Annotated in this window: 18 protein-coding genes; 15 read left to right on the plus strand and 3 right to left on the minus strand. The window is 64.8% G+C overall.

What is annotated here, in order from left to right; translation table 11 throughout:
• Nucleotides 1-5: 5 nt before the first annotated feature.
• From nadD to holA, 8 genes are all read left to right on the plus strand, one after another.
• Nucleotides 6-686: a nicotinate-nucleotide adenylyltransferase gene (gene nadD / locus FGL95_RS06070; protein ID WP_338079730.1), complete on the plus strand. Its 681-nt coding sequence runs from the start codon at nt 6-8 to the stop codon at nt 684-686.
• Nucleotides 683-1,084 (plus strand): ribosome silencing factor, encoded by a 402-nt coding sequence (gene rsfS, locus FGL95_RS06075; protein WP_169585341.1) that lies wholly within the window; start codon nt 683-685, stop codon nt 1,082-1,084. The genes nadD and rsfS overlap by 4 nt, the downstream gene beginning before the upstream one ends.
• Nucleotides 1,077-1,727, plus strand: a complete 651-nt coding sequence (locus FGL95_RS06080) for a histidine phosphatase family protein (RefSeq protein WP_169585342.1) — start codon at nt 1,077-1,079, stop codon at nt 1,725-1,727. Before rsfS ends, FGL95_RS06080 begins: the two co-directional genes overlap by 8 nt.
• Nucleotides 1,717-2,466, plus strand: coding sequence for a diglucosylglycerate octanoyltransferase (gene octT / locus FGL95_RS06085; protein WP_169585343.1), 750 nt, complete (start codon nt 1,717-1,719; stop codon nt 2,464-2,466). The genes FGL95_RS06080 and octT overlap by 11 nt, the downstream gene beginning before the upstream one ends.
• 4 nt (nt 2,467-2,470) lie before the next feature.
• Complete coding sequence (locus FGL95_RS06090; protein ID WP_169585344.1) at nt 2,471-3,331, plus strand: DegV family protein; 861 nt, start codon at nt 2,471-2,473, stop codon at nt 3,329-3,331.
• A gap of 118 nt (nt 3,332-3,449) precedes the next feature.
• A complete protein-coding gene (locus FGL95_RS06095; RefSeq protein WP_169585345.1) occupies nt 3,450-4,262 on the plus strand; it encodes a helix-hairpin-helix domain-containing protein in 813 nt (270 codons plus the stop codon).
• The gene (locus FGL95_RS06100; RefSeq protein ID WP_169585346.1) at nt 4,259-5,749 is read left to right on the plus strand and encodes a ComEC/Rec2 family competence protein; all 1,491 of its coding nucleotides are present in this window, start codon (nt 4,259-4,261) and stop codon (nt 5,747-5,749) included. Before FGL95_RS06095 ends, FGL95_RS06100 begins: the two co-directional genes overlap by 4 nt.
• A gap of 42 nt (nt 5,750-5,791) precedes the next feature.
• The gene (holA, locus tag FGL95_RS06105; protein WP_169585876.1) at nt 5,792-6,760 is read left to right on the plus strand and encodes a DNA polymerase III subunit delta; all 969 of its coding nucleotides are present in this window, start codon (nt 5,792-5,794) and stop codon (nt 6,758-6,760) included.
• Nucleotides 6,761-6,842: 82 nt separating this feature from the next.
• Here the strand turns inward: holA and rpsT are convergent, their stop codons facing one another.
• Complete coding sequence (gene rpsT / locus FGL95_RS06110) at nt 6,843-7,103, minus strand: 30S ribosomal protein S20 (RefSeq protein ID WP_169585347.1); 261 nt, start codon at nt 7,101-7,103, stop codon at nt 6,843-6,845.
• A 163-nt stretch (nt 7,104-7,266) separates the two neighbouring features.
• Here rpsT and FGL95_RS06115 point away from each other — a divergent pair, with 163 nt between their 5' ends.
• From FGL95_RS06115 to FGL95_RS06125, 3 genes are all read left to right on the plus strand, one after another.
• Nucleotides 7,267-8,925 (plus strand): circularly permuted type 2 ATP-grasp protein, encoded by a 1,659-nt coding sequence (locus FGL95_RS06115; protein ID WP_169585348.1) that lies wholly within the window; start codon nt 7,267-7,269, stop codon nt 8,923-8,925.
• A gap of 4 nt (nt 8,926-8,929) precedes the next feature.
• Nucleotides 8,930-9,901 (plus strand): alpha-E domain-containing protein, encoded by a 972-nt coding sequence (locus tag FGL95_RS06120; RefSeq protein ID WP_169585349.1) that lies wholly within the window; start codon nt 8,930-8,932, stop codon nt 9,899-9,901.
• Between the two features lie 112 nt (nt 9,902-10,013).
• Entirely contained in the window at nt 10,014-10,844 is an 831-nt protein-coding gene (locus tag FGL95_RS06125; RefSeq protein WP_169585877.1) for a transglutaminase family protein, read from the plus strand.
• A gap of 54 nt (nt 10,845-10,898) precedes the next feature.
• Here FGL95_RS06125 and FGL95_RS06130 read toward each other — a convergent pair whose 3' ends face one another.
• The gene (locus FGL95_RS06130; RefSeq protein ID WP_169585350.1) at nt 10,899-11,468 is read right to left on the minus strand and encodes a type II toxin-antitoxin system PemK/MazF family toxin; all 570 of its coding nucleotides are present in this window, start codon (nt 11,466-11,468) and stop codon (nt 10,899-10,901) included.
• A 132-nt stretch (nt 11,469-11,600) separates the two neighbouring features.
• Here FGL95_RS06130 and lepA point away from each other — a divergent pair, with 132 nt between their 5' ends.
• From lepA to FGL95_RS06145, 3 genes are all read left to right on the plus strand, one after another.
• Nucleotides 11,601-13,436, plus strand: a complete 1,836-nt coding sequence (gene lepA / locus FGL95_RS06135) for a translation elongation factor 4 (RefSeq protein WP_169585878.1) — start codon at nt 11,601-11,603, stop codon at nt 13,434-13,436.
• 23 nt (nt 13,437-13,459) lie between these two features.
• Complete coding sequence (locus tag FGL95_RS06140) at nt 13,460-14,392, plus strand: nitronate monooxygenase (RefSeq protein WP_169585351.1); 933 nt, start codon at nt 13,460-13,462, stop codon at nt 14,390-14,392.
• 183 nt (nt 14,393-14,575) lie between these two features.
• Nucleotides 14,576-15,010, plus strand: a complete 435-nt coding sequence (locus FGL95_RS06145) for a hypothetical protein (RefSeq protein WP_169585352.1) — start codon at nt 14,576-14,578, stop codon at nt 15,008-15,010.
• Nucleotides 15,011-15,076: 66 nt separating this feature from the next.
• Here FGL95_RS06145 and FGL95_RS06150 read toward each other — a convergent pair whose 3' ends face one another.
• Entirely contained in the window at nt 15,077-16,990 is a 1,914-nt protein-coding gene (locus FGL95_RS06150) for a glycoside hydrolase family 15 protein (protein WP_338079773.1), read from the minus strand.
• Between the two features lie 201 nt (nt 16,991-17,191).
• On the opposite strand from FGL95_RS06150, the gene FGL95_RS06155 reads away from it, so the two are divergent.
• Nucleotides 17,192-17,371, plus strand: a complete 180-nt coding sequence (locus tag FGL95_RS06155; protein WP_169585354.1) for a hypothetical protein — start codon at nt 17,192-17,194, stop codon at nt 17,369-17,371.
• Nucleotides 17,372-17,395: the final 24 nt, after the last annotated feature.

A 17,395-nucleotide genomic window follows, 5' to 3' on the forward strand; every position in this document is an offset into this window, starting at 1 on the left:
CACTCGTGCGCAAAGACCGGATCCGACGACTTGGTGTGATGGGTGGAACGTTCGACCCCATTCACCATGGTCACTTGGTCGCGGCGAGCGAGGTCGCGAACCGGTTCGATCTCGACGAGGTCATCTTCGTGCCGACCGGAAGGCCCTGGCAGAAGGAAGACAAGAAGGTCTCACCTGCCGAGGACCGCTACCTGATGACCGTCATCGCAACGGCATCGAATCCCAGGTTTTCGGTCAGCCGGGTCGACGTCGATCGGGAGAAAGTCACCTACACCGTCGACACGTTGCGCGACATTCGGGCGCAACATCCCCAGGCCGAGCTGTACTTCATCACCGGCGCCGACGCGCTGGCCAGTATTCTGTCTTGGCAGAGCTGGGAAGAGTTGTTCGACCTCGCGCACTTCGTCGGCGTATCGCGGCCGGGCTACGAGTTGCGGATCGACCATCTCGCCGAGCATCTCGGGAACTACCCGCGTGAAGCGGTGACGCTCATCGAGATTCCTGCGCTGGCTATTTCGTCGACAGATTGCCGCCGCCGCGCCGCGGAGAATCGCCCGGTCTGGTACCTGGTCCCCGACGGGGTCGTCCAATACATCTCGAAGCGGCATCTGTACGGCTCAGCGGGCGAATCGAAGTCCAAGAGCCGGGAACCGATGTCGTCGCCAACTATGGAAGGTTCAACTTGAGCGCCACAGCCGAGGCCATCGATATCGCACGTCAGGCTGCGCTCGCTGCCGACGAGAAGCTCGCATCGAACGTCGTCGTTCTGGACGTGTCCGAGCAGCTCGTCATCACCGACTGCTTCGTCATCGCGTCCGCACCGAACGAGCGTCAGGTCAACGCGATCGTCGACAACATCGAAGAGAAGTTGCGCGAAGCAGGTCACAAGCCGGTTCGTCGCGAGGGCACTCGCGAGGGTCGGTGGACGCTGCTCGACTACATCGACGTCGTCGTCCACGTGCAACACAACGACGAGCGCAATTTCTACGCGCTCGAACGGTTGTGGAAGGACTGCCCGATCGTCGACGTTCCCGGGTTGATCGGCGGCGACCGTGTTGAGAGCGCCGAGAGTAGCGATGGCTAGCCCCACGGTCCGCAAGCTCATTCTGTTGCGGCATGGGCAAACCGAGTGGAACGCCGGCGAACGCATGCAAGGCCAGATCGACACCGACTTGACCGAGCTGGGGCGAACTCAGGCGAAGGAAGCGGCGCGCGAGTTGGCCGCCTTGCAACCGATCGCCATCGTGTCGTCCGATCTTCGTCGCGCCTACGACACCGCGGCCGAATTGGCCGATTCCGCAAGTCTGACCGTCGCCGTCGACCCGCGCCTGCGAGAGACTCATCTCGGTGATTGGCAGGGGCTGGACCACAACGAGGTCGACGAGCAGTACCCCGGCGCGCGTCTTGCGTGGCGCGCCGACGCAACGATGGCGCCTCCAGGCGGCGAGACTCGGCTCGATGTAGCGCGACGGTCCCGTCCGGTGGTCGACGAGCTTCTGGGGACGGCGCAGTGGCAGGCGCGCCCGGTCGTTCTCGTCGCGCATGGCGGTTTGATTGCGGCATTGACGGCGTCGCTGCTCGACCTGCCGGTTGCCCGTTGGCCCATCCTCGGCGGGCTCGGCAACACGAGCTGGGTGCAGTTGGCCGCGCACGGTGAAGGTCTCGACGTTGCATGGCGGCTCGACGTCTGGAATGCGTCGGCGAAGGTGGCGTCGGATGTCCTTTAGGGTCGAGCGAAGCGAGGGGAAATGTGACAGGCCGGTGTTGCTCGTCATTGCCGACTCGCTCGCCTATTACGGACCGAAGGGCGGCTTGCCGTCCGACCATCCGGAGATCTGGCCCAACTTGGTGGCGGCCGAGCTCGGCTGGGACCTGGTGCTCGTCGCGCGTATCGGCTGGACCTGTCGCGACGCGTATTGGGCGTTGATTCAGGACCCGACGGTCTGGGCGTCCGTGCCGAAAGCTGGTGCGGTGATTTTCGCGACCGGCGGCATGGATTCCCTCCCGTCGCCGCTGCCGACCGCTCTGCGCGAACAGATCCGCTACATCCGACCGCCGCTCGTGCGGCGGTACGTGCGTTCCGGGTATCAGTGGCTGCAACCGCGGCTGTCGAAGCTCGGCAGGCCGGTTGCTCTGCCGCCACGGCTCACTGTGGAATACCTCGAAAAGTCAAGGGCCGCTTTGGCGTACCTGCGTCCCGAACTGCCGTTCATCGCGTCCCTGCCTGCGGTCCACGATTGTGAGGCATACGGCCGCGTCCATGCTGGGCGTGAGCCGGCAGTTCGCGCGACGACGAAATGGGGCGCGGAGCATGACGTGCCGATCGTCGACTTGAGCGTCGTCGCGGACAACATCTTTTCCAGCGAGGCGAATCCTGATGGGATTCATTGGGGTTGGGAGGCTCACCGCAGGGTCGCGGCGGCCATGATCGGGGCACTGAGGCCAGTGCTCGCGGAGGTTCGGTAGCACTGTGAGCGTCGTTGTAGTAACCGATTCCGCAGCGAGCTTGAATCCTGCTCTCGTGGAGCGTTATTCGGTCATCGTCGTCCCGCTGCACGTCCTGGTGGGTGATCGTCAGCTGCGCGAAGGCGTCGACGAGATGCCGGAATCTTTGTACAGCGCAACCGTCACGACGTCGGGTGCGTCGCCTGGCGAACTGCGCGAATACTATTCGCGCGCCTATGACGCAAGTGACGGCGATGGTGTTGTAGCCGTGCATATCTCGCGCAAATTGTCCGGCACGTGGCAAGCCGCGCGAAAGGCGATCGAGGACTTCGACGGCAAAGTCCGAATCGTTGATTCGCTCAGTGCGGGAATGGGTGTCGGATTTCCCGCCCTTGCGGCTGCTCGACTCGCGGCGACGGGCGCCGGTATCGACGACGTCTACGAATCGGCGGTCTCGGTGAGCAAGCGTGGCCGAAGCTTCGCCGTCGTCGACCGACTCGACCACCTGCGCCGCGGCGGCCGGATCAGCACGGCCGCAGCGCTACTCGGGACCGCGCTCGCGATGAAGCCCGTCCTGCACGTTGTCGACGGAAAGCTGATCCTTAAGGAAAAGACGCGGACTATGTCGAAGGCGGTCGCGAAACTTGTCGACGCCGCGGTGAAGGAAGCCGGGTCCGAACCCACCGCTGTTGCGGTACAGCATGTCGGCGCGGCAGGCCGGGCCGACGAGGTCGCCGCGCAGTTGCGTGACCGCATTCCCGGACTCACCGAATTGATCGTTACGGAGTTCAGCGCAACGCTGGGCGTCCACCTCGGCCCGGGGGCGGTCGGAGTAGTTGTCATTCCGGGTAGTTCCCCGCTGGTCGAATCCGGCGATCCCGCGTAACAGACTGACTGCCAACCTATTTCGGCGTTATCCACAGGCACCCTAGTTATCCACAGATTTTCTGAAAGCCCAGGTCGCGAACGGCTGCACGTCCGGCCGAGTCGATACGGTCCCGGACATGCGCAGCATCGAGGAGCGAGACAGGGTCCGCAGCAGGCTCGGTGCTGTCACCGGTGGCCGTGAGCCGGAGGTCGTGGCGGACCTCGACGACGCCGAGCGGACGCCGGAGTGGCTCGACCTGGGCCCGGAGCCGCGGGGGCGGTCTTCGTGGTTGCCCGAGAGGTTGCGGGGCGCGAGGTTCGACCCTGGGCGGCCTGGAGCGGTGACTCTGGCGCTCGTCGGCGTCGTGGTCGTCGTGATTGTCGGCGTCGTGTTCCTGCTGGAGCGCCCGCAGCAGAATGCCGTACCGGCTTTGCCCGCTGTGTCGGCATCGGTGTCGGCATCGCCGGTGGAAACGTCGACCCCTCCTGCGCCGGCGATGATCGTCGTGAGCGTCGTTGGGTTGGTCCACACGAACGGGCTGGTCCGGCTACCAGAGGGGTCGCGCATCGCGGACGCGATCACGGCGGCGGGCGGAGCGCAGGAGGGCGCCGACCTGCTGAGCCTGAACATGGCGCAGCGGCTGATGGACGGCGACCAGGTTCTCGTCGGCGTCGCGTCGACCGACGGTGGTCCACCCGTACTCGGCAGCGGCACAGTCAGTTCGGGCACTGCGGCAGCACCTGGACCAGCCAGTCGGGGCAAAGTGAATCTGAACAGTGCGACCGAAGAAGAACTCGATGCCTTGCCCGGCGTCGGTCCGGTGACCGCGGCGGCGATCGTCGCGTGGCGGTCGGTGAACGGGCGGTTCACCGATGTCGAGCAATTGGGCGAGGTCGAGGGGATCGGTCCGGCGCGGTTGGCGAAGCTGCGCGAGCTGGTGACGATATGACCGAGCGCGAAGCGTCGAAGCCGCTGGATATGCGCCTTGTTCCGTCGGCCGGGTTCTGTTGGGCTGCAACATTGTTCGGTATCCAGGCGGGGTGGATTGCGGCGGTGTGGCTGGCGGCTGCCTTCGGCTGCGGGTGCCTGGTCGTAATCGCCGTGCTGCGGCGGGGCGCGTTGGCGCGGATCGGTGCAGGACTTGCGGCTGCGCTCGCGCTGGGCGCCGGGTTCGCCGCAGCAATCGCGGTCAGGGCGCATGCATCGCAGACCCACCCGCTGCACGGGCTGGCCGACGGTGCACAAGTGAACGCCACGGTCGTGTTGACGACCGATCCCGCCGCGCTGAGCGCGTCTGGGCCGCAACAGGTGATCGTCGCTGCACGGCTCGAGCAATTCAGCACCGCTCGTGGAACGTGGACGGTGGGCGGAGCGGTCACGGTGCTGGCGACCGCGCGGGGTTGGGAATCCCTGCTGCCAGGTCAGCGGGTCGAGTTCCGTGGGTCCGTGCGGGCGCCCCGCCACAACGACCTCAGCGTGGCGACCATTCGCGCACCCGATCCGCCGCTGACTGTCGCGCCGCCGTCGTTCGTCCAGCGAATAGCGGGCTCGGCGCGCGCCAAGTTTGCGGAGGTGTCGACGACTGCGCTGCCCGGTGCAGCGGGCGGGTTGCTGCCGGGGTTGGTGGTGGGTGACACGTCGAACCTGCCCGACGCCGTGCGCGCAGATTTCAAGGCCGCCGGACTGTCGCATTTGACCGCGGTGTCGGGTGCGAACGTGGCAATCCTGTTGGGTGCGATGCTGCTCGTCGTTCGCGGTCTCACGCTGGGTCCGAAGGCTGGCGTTGCATTGTCTGCCGTTGTGTTGGCGCTGTTCGTCGTCCTCGCGCGGCCGTCGCCGAGCGTGCTTCGGGCGGCGGTGATGGGCTCGGTCGGGCTGCTCGCGCTGGTGACCGGTCGGCGCAAGCAGGCGCTTCCCGCGCTCAGTACCGCGGTCGTGCTCCTGCTCGCGTTCTATCCGGCACTGGCGGTCGATTTCGGCTTCGCGCTTTCGGTCGTCGCCACGGCGGGATTGATCCTTATTGCACCCAGTTGGGCGGACAAGCTGCGCGACCGTGGCTGGCCGCGGGCGCCCGCCGAGGCAGTCGCCGTCGCGACGGCGGCCTACGTGGTCACCGCGCCGATCGTGGCGGGGATGTCGGGCACGGTCAGCGTTGTCGCGATCGGGGCGAATTTGCTGGTCGCCGTGGTGGTCGCGCCGCTCACCGTAGTCGGGGCGGTAGCGGCTGTGGCGGCGATGGTGTGGACGCCGTTGGCGGTGTTCGTTGCCCAGACGGCAGGTCCGTTGCTGTGGTGGCTGTTATGGGTGGCCGATCGCGCTGCGGCGATGCCGGGTGCGGTGGTCAGCGTTCCGGATGGCCTGGTCGGTGCGGGATTGTGCACGGCACCGGTCGTCGTCCTTGCATTGTGGCGGATCGCTGCCAGCAAGCCGCCGTGATCGGTGTCGGCCAGCCGTGCGACGATCGGCGACGTGAGTGACATTGCCCCGAGCGCCCAGCTGCACCTCGTTCTCGGCGAAGAGGAGTTGCTGATCGAGCGCGCGGTGTCGAGCATCGTGGCCGAGGTGCGCGCAGGGGGCGCGGGCGACAATCTCCCAGTAACCCGGCTCCGTGCCGGCGATGTGAGTGCTGCTGAGCTGGCGGAGATGCTGAGTCCGTCGCTCTTCGCGGAAGACCGGGTGATCGTGCTCGAAGCCGCGGCTGAGGCGGGCAAGGATGCAGTAGCGCTGGTGCAGGAGGTTGCCGACGAGCCACCGGAGGGCGTGGTCCTGGTCGTCCTGCACACCGGCGGCGGCAGGGCGAAAGCTCTGGCACCCGCGCTGCAGAAGGCGAACGCTCGGGTACACGACTGCCAGAAGGTGACCAAACCCGCAGAGCGTGTCGACTTCGTGCGCGGCGAGTTCCGGGCACTTGGGGTTCGTGTCGCCGCAGACGTCGTGGCCGCCGTCATCGAGGCGGTCGGCAACAACCTGCGCGAATTGGCAGCGGCGTGTTCGCAGCTCGCGGCAGATACCGGCGGAAAGATCGACATCGCCGCGGTCCGGCGCTACTACTCGGGCAAGGCGGAGGTGTCGGGGTTCGAGATCGCGGACCTCGCCGTCGCGGGCGATCGCGCAGGGGCGATGGAAGCGCTGCGGTGGGCGTCGTTGCGCGGTCTGCACCCGGTTCTGCTCGCCGACGCGCTCGCAGATTCGGTGCACACGATTGCTCGGGTCGGCTCAGCCGGCAATGGCGACCCATTTCGGCTTGCCGGCCAGCTCGGTCTGGCGCCCTTCAAGGTCAAGAAGGCGCAAGCGCAGGTGCGTGGCTGGAACCCGGAGACGATAAGCGCGGCGCTGCAGGTCGTTGCGACACTGAATGCCGACGTCAAAGGTGCATCGGCGAACGCCGACTATGCGGTGGAGCGGGCGGTCGAACAGGTGCTCGAGCTGCGCTCGCGGCGGCGCTGACCTGCGGTCCTACTGCGAACACAACAAAAACCGCCGCGGCCCGGGTGACCACGGCGGTGTGCGTCCGCCTAAAGCTAGTCGATCAGAGCTTGTTGAGCGCCAGCGCGAGCGCCGACTTCTTGTTGGCAGCCTGGTTCGGGTGGATGACACCCTTGCTGGCGGCCTTGTCGAGCTTGCGGCTCGCAGCGAGCAGGAGCTCGTTGGCCTTGTCCTTGTCACCGGTCGCAGCCGCCTCGCGGAACGAGCGGATCGACGTGCGCAGTGCCGACTTGACCGACTGGTTGCGAAGGCGGGCCGCTTCGTTCGTGCCGATCCGCTTCACCTGGGATTTGATATTGGCCACGCGTTTGTTCCTCAGTTTTCTGATCGAAAGGGAAGTATTGGGCGCGCATTCACGCCGACGGTCGAGAATACCAGGGTGGGTGGATGGTTCTCAAACTGCGACGATTCCAGAAATTAACGCCACCCAACCTGCTCTCGCGCGCTGGATGTAGCACCATGGCCAAATGATCACCCGATCGACAACGAAGCCGACGAAGTCGCCCCCTGGCAGGGCGCGTTCCGCTGAGCCCCCCACCCGTGTATTCGACGGCTATCGCGATGGCGCCCGCTATGGCCGCGCCTTCGACGAGATGTTCGACGCCGACGGCAAGGTGCGAACGCCGTACAAGGGCATCTACGACGGCATGGAGCCCATCGACGTCGACGACCTTGCGGCGCGGTCCGAAGCCCTGGGCAGGGCTTTCATCGACCAGGGCATCACCTTCTCGCTGTCCGGCCAGGAGCGACCGTTCCCGCTCGACCTCGTCCCGCGCGTCATCGCAGCGGCGGAGTGGGCGCGATTGGAGCGCGGTATTCGGCAGCGGGTCAAGGCGCTGGAAATGTTTCTCGCCGACGTCTACGGCGAGCAATCGATCTTGCGTGATCTCGTCATTCCGAAACGGCTCGTCACGTCCTGTGAGCATTTCCATCGGGAGGCCGCGGGCTTCGTCCCGCCGAACGGTGTGCGGATTCATGTCGCAGGCATCGACCTGGTCCGTGACGAAAAAGGCACCTTCCGCGTGCTGGAGGACAACCTTCGCTCGCCGTCCGGCGTCTCGTACGTCATGGAGAATCGGCGGACGATGGCTCGGGTCTTCCCGGACTTGTTCTCCTCGCATCGTGTGCGCGCAGTAGGTGACTACGCGTCGCATCTGCTGCGGGCCTTGCGCGCGTCCGCTGCGCTCAACGAGGCCGATCCGACGGTCGTCGTCCTCACGCCGGGTGTCGCGAACTCTGCCTACTTCGAGCACTCCCTGCTTGCGCGGCAGATGGGCGTCGAACTCGTCGAAGGCCGTGACCTCTTCTGCCGCGACAACGTCGTCTACATGCGGACCACGGAGGGCGAACGCCAGGTCGACGTCGTCTACCGGCGCATCGACGACGATTACCTGGACCCGATGCAATTCCGACCTGACTCCGTGCTCGGAGTCGCCGGACTGCTGAACGCCGCCCGCGCAGGCAACGTCGTGATCTCGAGCGCGGTCGGCAATGGCGTCGGGGACGACAAACTCGTCTACACCTATGTGCCGACGATCATCGAGTACTACCTCAACGAGAAGCCGCTCATCGCGAACGTCGACACGTTCCGTTGTTGGCTGACCGAAGAGCGGGAGGAAGTGCTCGATCGGGTCGACGAGCTGGTGATCAAGCCGGTCGAGGGGTCGGGCGGCTACGGCATCGTCTTCGGACCCGATGCCACGCCGAAGGAGCTCGAGGTGATCTCCCGCAAGATCAGGGCGGATCCGCGTGGGTGGATCGCGCAGCCTGTCGTCCAATTGTCGACGGTCCCGACCAAGGTCGGCGACAAGCTCGTACCCCGGCACGTCGACCTGCGTCCGTTCGCGGTCAACGACGGTGACAATGTGTGGGTGCTCCCTGGCGGACTCACTCGCGTTGCGCTTCCCGAGGGCTCGCTGATCGTGAACTCGAGCCAGGGTGGTGGCAGCAAGGACACGTGGGTGCTGGCCAGCCGCGCGTCGGTCGCCGAACGTGAGCTTGCCGGTGAAGAACTGGTCGGTGAGGTGGTGGCCGCGTCGGACCGGGCCGAACACGGTCCGGAGCTGAGCCCTTCGCAGGCAAACCAACAACAGCAGCAACAGCAACAGCAACAGATCGGCGGGTGACAACGTGCTGGCCCGAAATGCCGAATCCCTGTACTGGATCGGACGATACGTCGAGCGCGCAGACGACACGGCTCGCATCCTCGACGTCGCAGTCCATCAGTTGCTCGAAGACGCGACCGTCGACCCGGACCGAACCTCCCGGCTGTTGCTGCGCGTCCTCGGGATCGACCCGCCGGACGGTCCGCTCGACGTCTGGTCGGTGACCGACCTCGTCGCGTTCAGCAGCGACCACGGCGGCTCGATCGTCGACTCGATCTCCAGTGCCCGCGAAAATGCTCGCGGAGCCCGCGAGGTCACGTCGAGTGAGATGTGGGAGTGCCTCAACACGACCTACAACGGTCTGGCTGAGCGGGAGCGTGCTGCGCGCCGACTCGGTCCGCACGAGTTCTTCCAGTACATCAAGGCACGAGCGGCGATGTTCGCAGGCCTCGCGGACTCGACGTTGAGCCGCGACGACGGTTACCGCTTTCTGTTGCTCGGCCGCTCGGTCGAGCGCGTGGATATGACTGTGCGCCTGTTGCTTTCGCGTGCCGGGGACCGCACGTCGTCACCGGCGTGGGTCACAGTGCTGCGTTCGGCGGGAGCGCACGACACGTATTTGCGCACCTACCGTGGCGCACTCGATGCGCATCTGGTTGCCGAGTTCATCCTGCTCGATCGGCTCTTTCCGCGGTCGGTGTTCCACACGGTGCGGGTCGCCGAGAAATGCCTCGACGAGCTCGACCAACGTCCCAGCAGCCGGGTCGGTGCGCGCGACGAAGCGCAGCGATTGCTCGGCCGAGCCCGTAGCGAACTCGAGTTTCTGCCGCCGGGTGTTCTGCTCGAAGACCTCCAGGCACGACTCATCTCGTTGCAGAAGACCTGCCGTGACGTGGGCGAGGCGATCGCGTTGCAGTACTTCCACGCAGCTCCGTGGGTGGCCTGGCACGACGCGGGAAGCACAGACTTCGAGCCAGAAGTAGAGGGGGAGCTGTGAGCGGACCGGCATTGCCTGGACTGACGAGCGAGGGAGCGCAGCGACCGAGTCGAGGAGGGAAGGCGATGCCTTCAGGTCCGCGAACGAAAGGAATGTCACAGTGAGTTGGCGGATGCGTGTCGTCCACACCACCGGTTATGCGTACAACGCGCCGGTGACGTCGTCGTACAACGAGGCACGGCTCACGCCCCGGGCGGATTACCGGCAGAACGTGATTCTCAATCGCGTGGAGACGTCGCCGGCGACGCGGTCGTACAAGTACCGCGATTACTGGGGGACGTCGGTCACGGCGTTCGACCTGCATGCGCCGCATACCGAGCTGGAGGTGACGGGGTCGTCGGTCGTAGAGACCGAACCCTTTGCGACACCGGCGGAATCGTGGTCGTGGGACGATCTGCGCAGCGACATGCTGCTCGACCGTTTCGACGAATTGCTTACTCCCACAACGTATGTTCCTCGTGATCGCAAGCTCGCTTCGGTCGCAAAGCAGTTGTCGAAGGGTGTCGATCCCGCCGAGGCGGTCGTGAAGGCAGCCGAATGGGTGCATTCGGAAATGTCCTACGTGTCGGGTAGTACAGGAGTGCATACCTCTGCGGTCCAGGCGTGGGACGAACGCAAGGGTGTCTGCCAGGACTACGCCCACTTGACGCTGCTTCTGTTGCGCAGCATGGGAATTCCGAGTCGGTATGTGTCGGGCTATCTGCATCCCAAGCGCAGTGCGGCGTTGGGGGAGACGGTCGCCGGCGAAAGCCATGCGTGGGTCGAGGCGTGGACGGGAACCTGGTGGGCCTACGACCCGACCAACGCGGTCGCGATCAGCGAACAGCACGTGTCGGTCGGTGTCGGTCGTGATTACGGGGACGTGCCGCCGCTGAAAGGTATCTATTCGGGTGGCGGTTCGACCGCGCTCGACGTCGTCGTGGAAATTACGCGGCTCGCCTGACCCCACAACCGTGCGCGAGTTTCACCCCGCCGGGGGTGAGACGCGCGCACGGGGTCAGCGCCAGCTGTATTCGCGGACCAAACGAATGGCGACCTCGTCGAACCCTTTGCGTTCGAGGATCGCGCCTTCGCGCCGAATGCCGGCCTCCGGCACATCGAGGACCCTGTCGAGGCGGACCCAGCTGGGCCGGCCTTCGTGGTCCCAGGCGCCGCTGCCGATACCGATCCAGTTGCGGTCGTGAGCGTGCGCGGGATTCGACGACAGCATCAGACCGAGCAGCGTGTCCTTGTCGCGGCCGACGACGAGGACCGGACGGTCCTTGCCGTTTCTCGGGTCTTCCTCGTAGGTGACCCAGGTCCAGACGACTTCGCCGGGATCTGCCCGTCCGTCCAAACGTGGCGCGTAGACAACTCGGCGTGCGCGTTGCGCGGTGGGAACGGCGTTGGCCGCTACCGGCCGGACCGCAATGCCTGGACCGAGTTTGGGAGCGTCGGGGTCGGGAAGCACACCCGACTTCTGCAGGCGTTCGACCAGCTTGGGGGCCTGACTGCGGACAACCTTCTGCCCTTGCTCCTTCGCAATACTGGTGAGCTGCTTGCCGATTGTGGTCCACGGTCGTGCCATAGCGACCCAGTTTAGTAGCGCTTGGGGTCGTGAGTCTTTCAGGAGTCCAGGGACTCCTAAAAGACTCACGAGGGGTTGGGCGCTTTCGCCGCAGGTAAAGTGCGCATTGATCGCCCCACCTAGGAGACTCTCATCGCCAGCTTCGCGGATACAACGTTCACCGATCCTGCGCGGATCAGGAACTTCTGCATCATCGCGCACATCGACCACGGCAAGTCGACGTTGGCGGACCGGATGTTGCAGCTCACGGGCGTCGTCGAAGGTCGGCAGATGCGCGCCCAGTACCTCGACCGCATGGACATCGAGCGCGAGCGTGGCATCACCATCAAGGCGCAGAACGTCAGGCTGCCGTGGGTTGTCGACGGCGAAGAATTCGTGATGCATCTCATCGACACGCCGGGCCACGTCGACTTCACCTACGAGGTTTCCCGCGCGCTGGAGGCCTGCGAGGGTGCGATCTTGCTCGTCGACGCCGCGCAGGGAATCGAGGCGCAGACGCTGGCGAACCTCTACCTCGCGCTCGACAACGACCTGACGATCATCCCGGTCCTGAACAAGATCGACCTGCCCGCCGCCGACCCGGACCGCTATGCCGGCGAGATCGCCCACATCATCGGGTGTGAGCCCGACGATGTGCTGCGCGTGTCGGGTAAGACCGGTGAAGGCGTGAAGGAACTGCTCGACCATGTCGTCGCGATGATTCCGCACCCGGTCGGTGATTCCGATGCGCCTGCTCGCGCAATGATTTTCGACTCGGTCTACGACACGTATCGCGGTGTTGTCACCTACATCCGCGTCGTCGACGGCAAGATTTCGCCGCGCGAGAAGATCAAGATGATGTCGACCGGCGCGACACACGAACTGCTCGAGGTGGGCATCGTGTCACCGGAGCCGAAAGCGACGATCGGCCTCGGCGTGGGTGAGGTCGGTTACTTGATCACCGGTGTGAAGGATGTCCGGCAATCGAAGGTCGGTGACACCGTGACGGCGGCGCGCAACGGCGCCACCGAGGCGTTGGTCGGCTATCGCGAGCCCCGTCCGATGGTCTATTCCGGCCTCTATCCCGTCGACGGCAGCGACTATCCGGACCTGCGCGACGCACTCGACAAGCTGCAGCTCAACGACGCCGCGCTGACCTACGAGCCCGAGACGTCGGTGGCGTTGGGGTTCGGCTTCCGCTGCGGCTTCCTCGGTCTGCTGCACATGGAGATCACGCGTGAGCGGTTGGAGCGTGAATTCGACCTGGATCTCATCTCGACCGCGCCGAACGTCGTATACCGCGTCGAGTTGGAAGACGGCAGCGAGCACATCGTGACGAACCCGTCGTACTGGCCGGAAGGCAAGGCCCGCAATATCTTCGAGCCGATCGTCAAATGCACGATCATTTCGCCGAGTGAGTTCATCGGCACGATCATGGAGTTGTGCCAGGCGCGGCGCGGTGAACTCGGCGGCATGGACTATCTCTCCGAGACCCGCGTCGAGCTGCGCTACACGCTCCCGATGGCGGAGATCATCTTCGACTTCTTCGACTCGCTGAAGTCGCGTACGCGCGGCTACGCCAGTCTCGATTACGAGGAGTCGGGCGAGCAGGCGGCAGCGTTGGTCAAGGTGGACATCTTGTTGCAGGGCGAAGCGGTCGACGCGTTCAGTGCGATCGTGCACAAGGACGCGGCAGCGGCGTACGGCAACAAGATGACCACCAAGCTGCGCGAGCTGATCCCGCGCCAGCAGTTCGAGGTCCCGATCCAGGCGGCGATCGGCTCGAAAATCATTGCGCGCGAAAATATCCGGGCCATCCGCAAGGACGTGCTCGCGAAGTGCTACGGCGGTGACATCACCCGCAAGCGCAAGCTGCTCGAGAAGCAGAAGGAAGGCAAGAAGCGGATGAAGATGGTCGGCCGCGTCGAGGTGCCGCAAGAGGCCTTCGTCGCCGCGTTGTCGTCCGATTCCGACAAGCCCAAGAAGTAGCACTCACCACGAGGGGACCTTCAGTGACCGAGACCTGGTTGACCAAGGAATTCGGGCTTGCTTTTCCGATCGTCGGCGCGCCGATGGGTGGCCGGGCCGGGGGAGTGCTGACCGGTGAGGTGTCGAAAGCCGGTGGCCTCGGCATGCTCGGCGCAGCTCGATATACGACCGCCGACTGGATTGCGAAAGAGGCTGCCGTAGCCCGCGACATCGGAGGCATTTTCGGCATCGGCCTGCAGACCTGGTCACTGGACGAGGACGACGCCCTGCTGGAGGCCGCGCTGGAGGCCAAGCCGCGGGTGATCGCCCTGTCCTTCGGCGATGCGGCTCCCTACGCCGAGCGCGTCCATGCGGCGGGCATTGCGGTCATGTCGCAGATCAACACGGTCGACGACATGCGATTGGCCGAGCAAGCAGGCGTCGACATCATTGTCGCGCAGGGTGGCGAGGCCGGTGGCCACACGGGAAAGGTCGGGACCCTGCCGCTGCTTCAGGAGGTGCTCGACAGCACTGAGCTACCCGTGCTGGCCGCGGGAGGCATCGCGACTGGGCGCGGATTGGCCGCTGTGATCGCCGCTGGCGCCCAAGGGGCACTGATCGGTACCGCACTCCTGGCCAGCCCGGAGACGATCGGTCCTGAGTACGCTCGGTCGCGCATCCTTGCCGCCAGCAGTACCGACACGGTTTACACCTCCGTCTTCGATCAGGCGCGTCACCAGCCGTGGCCGACGCGGTGGGGCGGTCGGGCCATCGCCAACGAGTTCACTGCGCGCTATCACGATGCCGGTGTCGACGAGGCTGAACTGGCGACCGCGTACGACCCTGCCAACCCGGAGCTGGGCGTTGTTTATGCAGGTCAGGCGGCTGGCCTGGTGAACAGCGAACATCCGGCCGGCGAGATCGTTCGCAGAATCGCTGCTGATGCCGACGCGTTGCTGCGTCGCTTTGCGAGTTGAGCGTCGGGCGTGTCGCGGCAGTTGCCGCGACGACCTGGGATTTCGTGAACGACGCGCCGAGGCGCTCAAAATGAGACGGCGAAATACAGCGATGTCCGCGCTCGAGGCGCTAAGTTGGTCAACGCAATGCGATCCAGGTCACACTTCGAGGTAGTCAACCCTCCGGATGAGGAGCTGTTCCCAATGGCGGTAACGGAAGCCGGTTCGGCTGGTCGCCTTCGTAGGTTGACACGCGCAGCGTTGACGGCTGACTCAGCTTTGAGTCACGCGGAGGAGTTCGCGACCAACGCGACACTTCTCATCGACGACCTCTCACTCATCGTCGACCGTCTCGACCCCTGCGCGGATGGCCTGGATCAGCTGATTCAGGAGACTCGACGCGAGGTCGCCGGCATCGGCCACACGCGCCGTGAGGTTCATGCCTCGGTCGAGCAGATTCAGCGGATGATCGACCTGCTCGAATGGTTCCTGACGCCGGCGTTCGTCGCCCGCGACACGATCGACCGCGTGGTCGAGCACATCGCCGATCTGCGCCGAATCTTCACGCTGCGCATCCAGGCGCAGCACGTGATGGAAGAGCCCACCCAGCTTGCCGAGGTCCGGCTGCTCGCAGGCTGATCAACCCCACCTGCTCGTGAGTCTTTTAGGAGTCCAGGGACTCCTAAAAGACTCACGAGGGTGTTTCTAGGAGTGGTGAGCCGGCCTGAATCGGCCCGATCGTAGATCTTCCTCGGCGCGGATCACGTGCATGACGGCGTTGATCTGTGCCAGGTGCGTGAACGCCTGGGGGAAGTTGCCGAGATGACGGCCTGTCCTGGTGTCGATCTCCTCTGCGTACAGCTTCAGCGGGCTCGCAAAGCCGAGTAGCCGTTCGCACAAGTGCTTTGCCCGGTCGAGTTCGCCGATTTCGACGAGCGCGGAGACGAGCCAGAACGAGCAGATCGTGAACGTGCCTTCCTCACCGGTGAGACCGTCGTCGGTCTCTTCGGTGCGATACCGCAGCACCAGTCCGTCTTCGGAGAGCTCATCGGCAATGGCAAGAACGGTCGCAACGATCCGCTTGTCGTTGGCAGGCAGGAACCGGAGCAGCACGGCGAGTAGAAGTGACGCGTCCAGTGCTTCCATGCCGTATGCCTGAGTGAACACGCCGCGCTTGTCGACGCCGTGCTCGAGGATGTCCGCCTTGATCTCGTCGGCGATCTTCGTCCAGTCCTCGGCGTACTTGTGTTCGTTGTGCAGCACCGCGAGCTTCACGCCGCGGTCCAACGCGACCCAGCACATGATCTTCGAGGACGTGAAGTGCTTCGGCTCGCCGCGAACCTCCCAGATTCCGCGGTCCGGCTTCTTCCAATGCTTGATCGCTTCTTCCACCTGACGCTTCAGCAGCGGCCAGAGGTTTTCGGGTACCTGCTCGCGCGAGCGGATGTGCAGGTAGACCGAGTCGAGCATCGTGCCCCAGATGTCGTGCTGGTCCTGGTCGTAGGCACCGTTGCCGATCCGGACCGGCTTGGCCCCGTCGTAGCCCGAGAGGTGGTTGAGCTCGAACTCCTCCAACTTCGTCTCGCCGCCGAGCCCGTACATCACCTGAAGCGGAATCTCCTCGCCGTCGTCGCCTTGGCTGACGTCGAACATGAACGCGAAGAAATCGATGGCCTCGCGGTCCAGGCCGAGGGTATAGAGACCCCACAATGCGAAGGTCGAATCGCGCACCCACGCGAAGCGGTAATCCCAGTTGCGTTCACCCTGTGGCGTTTCCGGCAACGATGTGGTCGATGCGGCCATCAGAGCGCCGGTCGGGGCGTACGTCAGGCCTTTGAGCGTGAGAGCGCTGCGCTGCAGGTAGCCACGCCATGGGTGGTCGGGGAAGCGGCCGATGGTGATCCATTGCCGCCAACATTCGGCCGTCTGCCACATCTTCTGCTCGGCCTCGGCGAACGTCTTGGGCGCTGGCAGTTCGGACCACGACAGTGCAACGAACTTGTTGTCGCCCTCGACCATTCGGCAGCGAGCACGGGCTTCGCGGCCCTCCAGGCCCAACCGTAGGTCGGTTGTCAGCTTCAGCGTGGGGTGACCGTTCTTCGCCCCTTTCGCCGTAGCGGTCGCCTCTTCGTAGACCTTGCCGCTGTATTCCCAGGTCGCTGCTTCGCGGTGATAGTCGAAGGCCGGTTCGCAGTTCATTTCGAGTTCGACGACGCCACTCACGCATTTCACGGTGCGCAGCAGGATGTGCTCGGCATCCCAGTCCATCGGCGTGCGGCGGTGCGTCTTCGACCGTTCCTCGGTGTTGTGCCATGGCCCGAGGACGAGCGCGTCGCGAATGATCAGCCAACCCGTTTCGGTCTGCCAGGTGGTTTCCATGATCAGACCACCGGGAAGGTAACGGCGCGCAGCAGGCACTTGCTGCCCGTACGGCCCGACGCGGAAATGCCCGGCGCTGCGGTCCAGCACGGCGCCGAACACGCTGGGGGAGTCGGGCCGCGGTACGCACATCCACTCGACCGCGCCGTTGCGAGCGATCAAACACGTTGTCTCGCAATCGGAAAGGAACGCGTAGTCGTCGATCGGCGGGAAATTGCTGTGATGCCGCGGGGTGACCACGGCATCCGAATCTTGGGAATCGGCCGAATTTTCCTCAGGCGGCGACTCGTCTTTCGACTGCGCAGCCGAATCCGCTTCGCCGTTTTTCTCGTCGGACCGGGTCTTCTTCGCGGTTTGCGTCACTGCCACATCATCGACCCTCGTCGTTGAGTCCCGCAACGGAATGATCGGGCAAATTATGCAGCGCGTTAGGCTGTCACGGTGCATCGCATTGCAAGCTGGTGGGACGAGTTCGAACTTTGGATTGTCGGGTTGCCTTTCATCCCGCAATTCATTCTGGTGCTTGCGATTTTGATACCAGTAGCTTTCGGCATCGCGTGGTGCTTCGATCGCTTGCTGGACGGGCTGCTCAAGCTCGCCGGCCGGAATTCGGACCGCTGATGCCGCGCTCTCGCGTCACTCTCG

This window comes from Antrihabitans stalactiti, from assembly GCF_012932915.1.
Classification (GTDB): Bacteria; Actinomycetota; Actinomycetes; order Mycobacteriales; family Mycobacteriaceae; genus Antrihabitans; species Antrihabitans stalactiti.

Coding starts and splice junctions, on each gene's coding strand:
- FGL95_RS06080 (WP_169585342.1), top strand. CDS start 1,077: ATGGCTAGCCCCACGGTCCGCAAGCTCATTCTGTTGCGGCATGGGCAA.
- FGL95_RS06095 (WP_169585345.1), top strand. CDS start 3,450: ATGCGCAGCATCGAGGAGCGAGACAGGGTCCGCAGCAGGCTCGGTGCT.
- FGL95_RS06115 (WP_169585348.1), top strand. CDS start 7,267: ATGATCACCCGATCGACAACGAAGCCGACGAAGTCGCCCCCTGGCAGG.
- octT (WP_169585343.1), top strand. CDS start 1,717: ATGTCCTTTAGGGTCGAGCGAAGCGAGGGGAAATGTGACAGGCCGGTG.
- FGL95_RS06130 (WP_169585350.1), bottom strand. CDS start 11,468: ATGGCACGACCGTGGACCACAATCGGCAAGCAGCTCACCAGTATTGCG.
- FGL95_RS06125 (WP_169585877.1), top strand. CDS start 10,014: ATGCGTGTCGTCCACACCACCGGTTATGCGTACAACGCGCCGGTGACG.
- FGL95_RS06100 (WP_169585346.1), top strand. CDS start 4,259: ATGACCGAGCGCGAAGCGTCGAAGCCGCTGGATATGCGCCTTGTTCCG.
- FGL95_RS06145 (WP_169585352.1), top strand. CDS start 14,576: ATGGCGGTAACGGAAGCCGGTTCGGCTGGTCGCCTTCGTAGGTTGACA.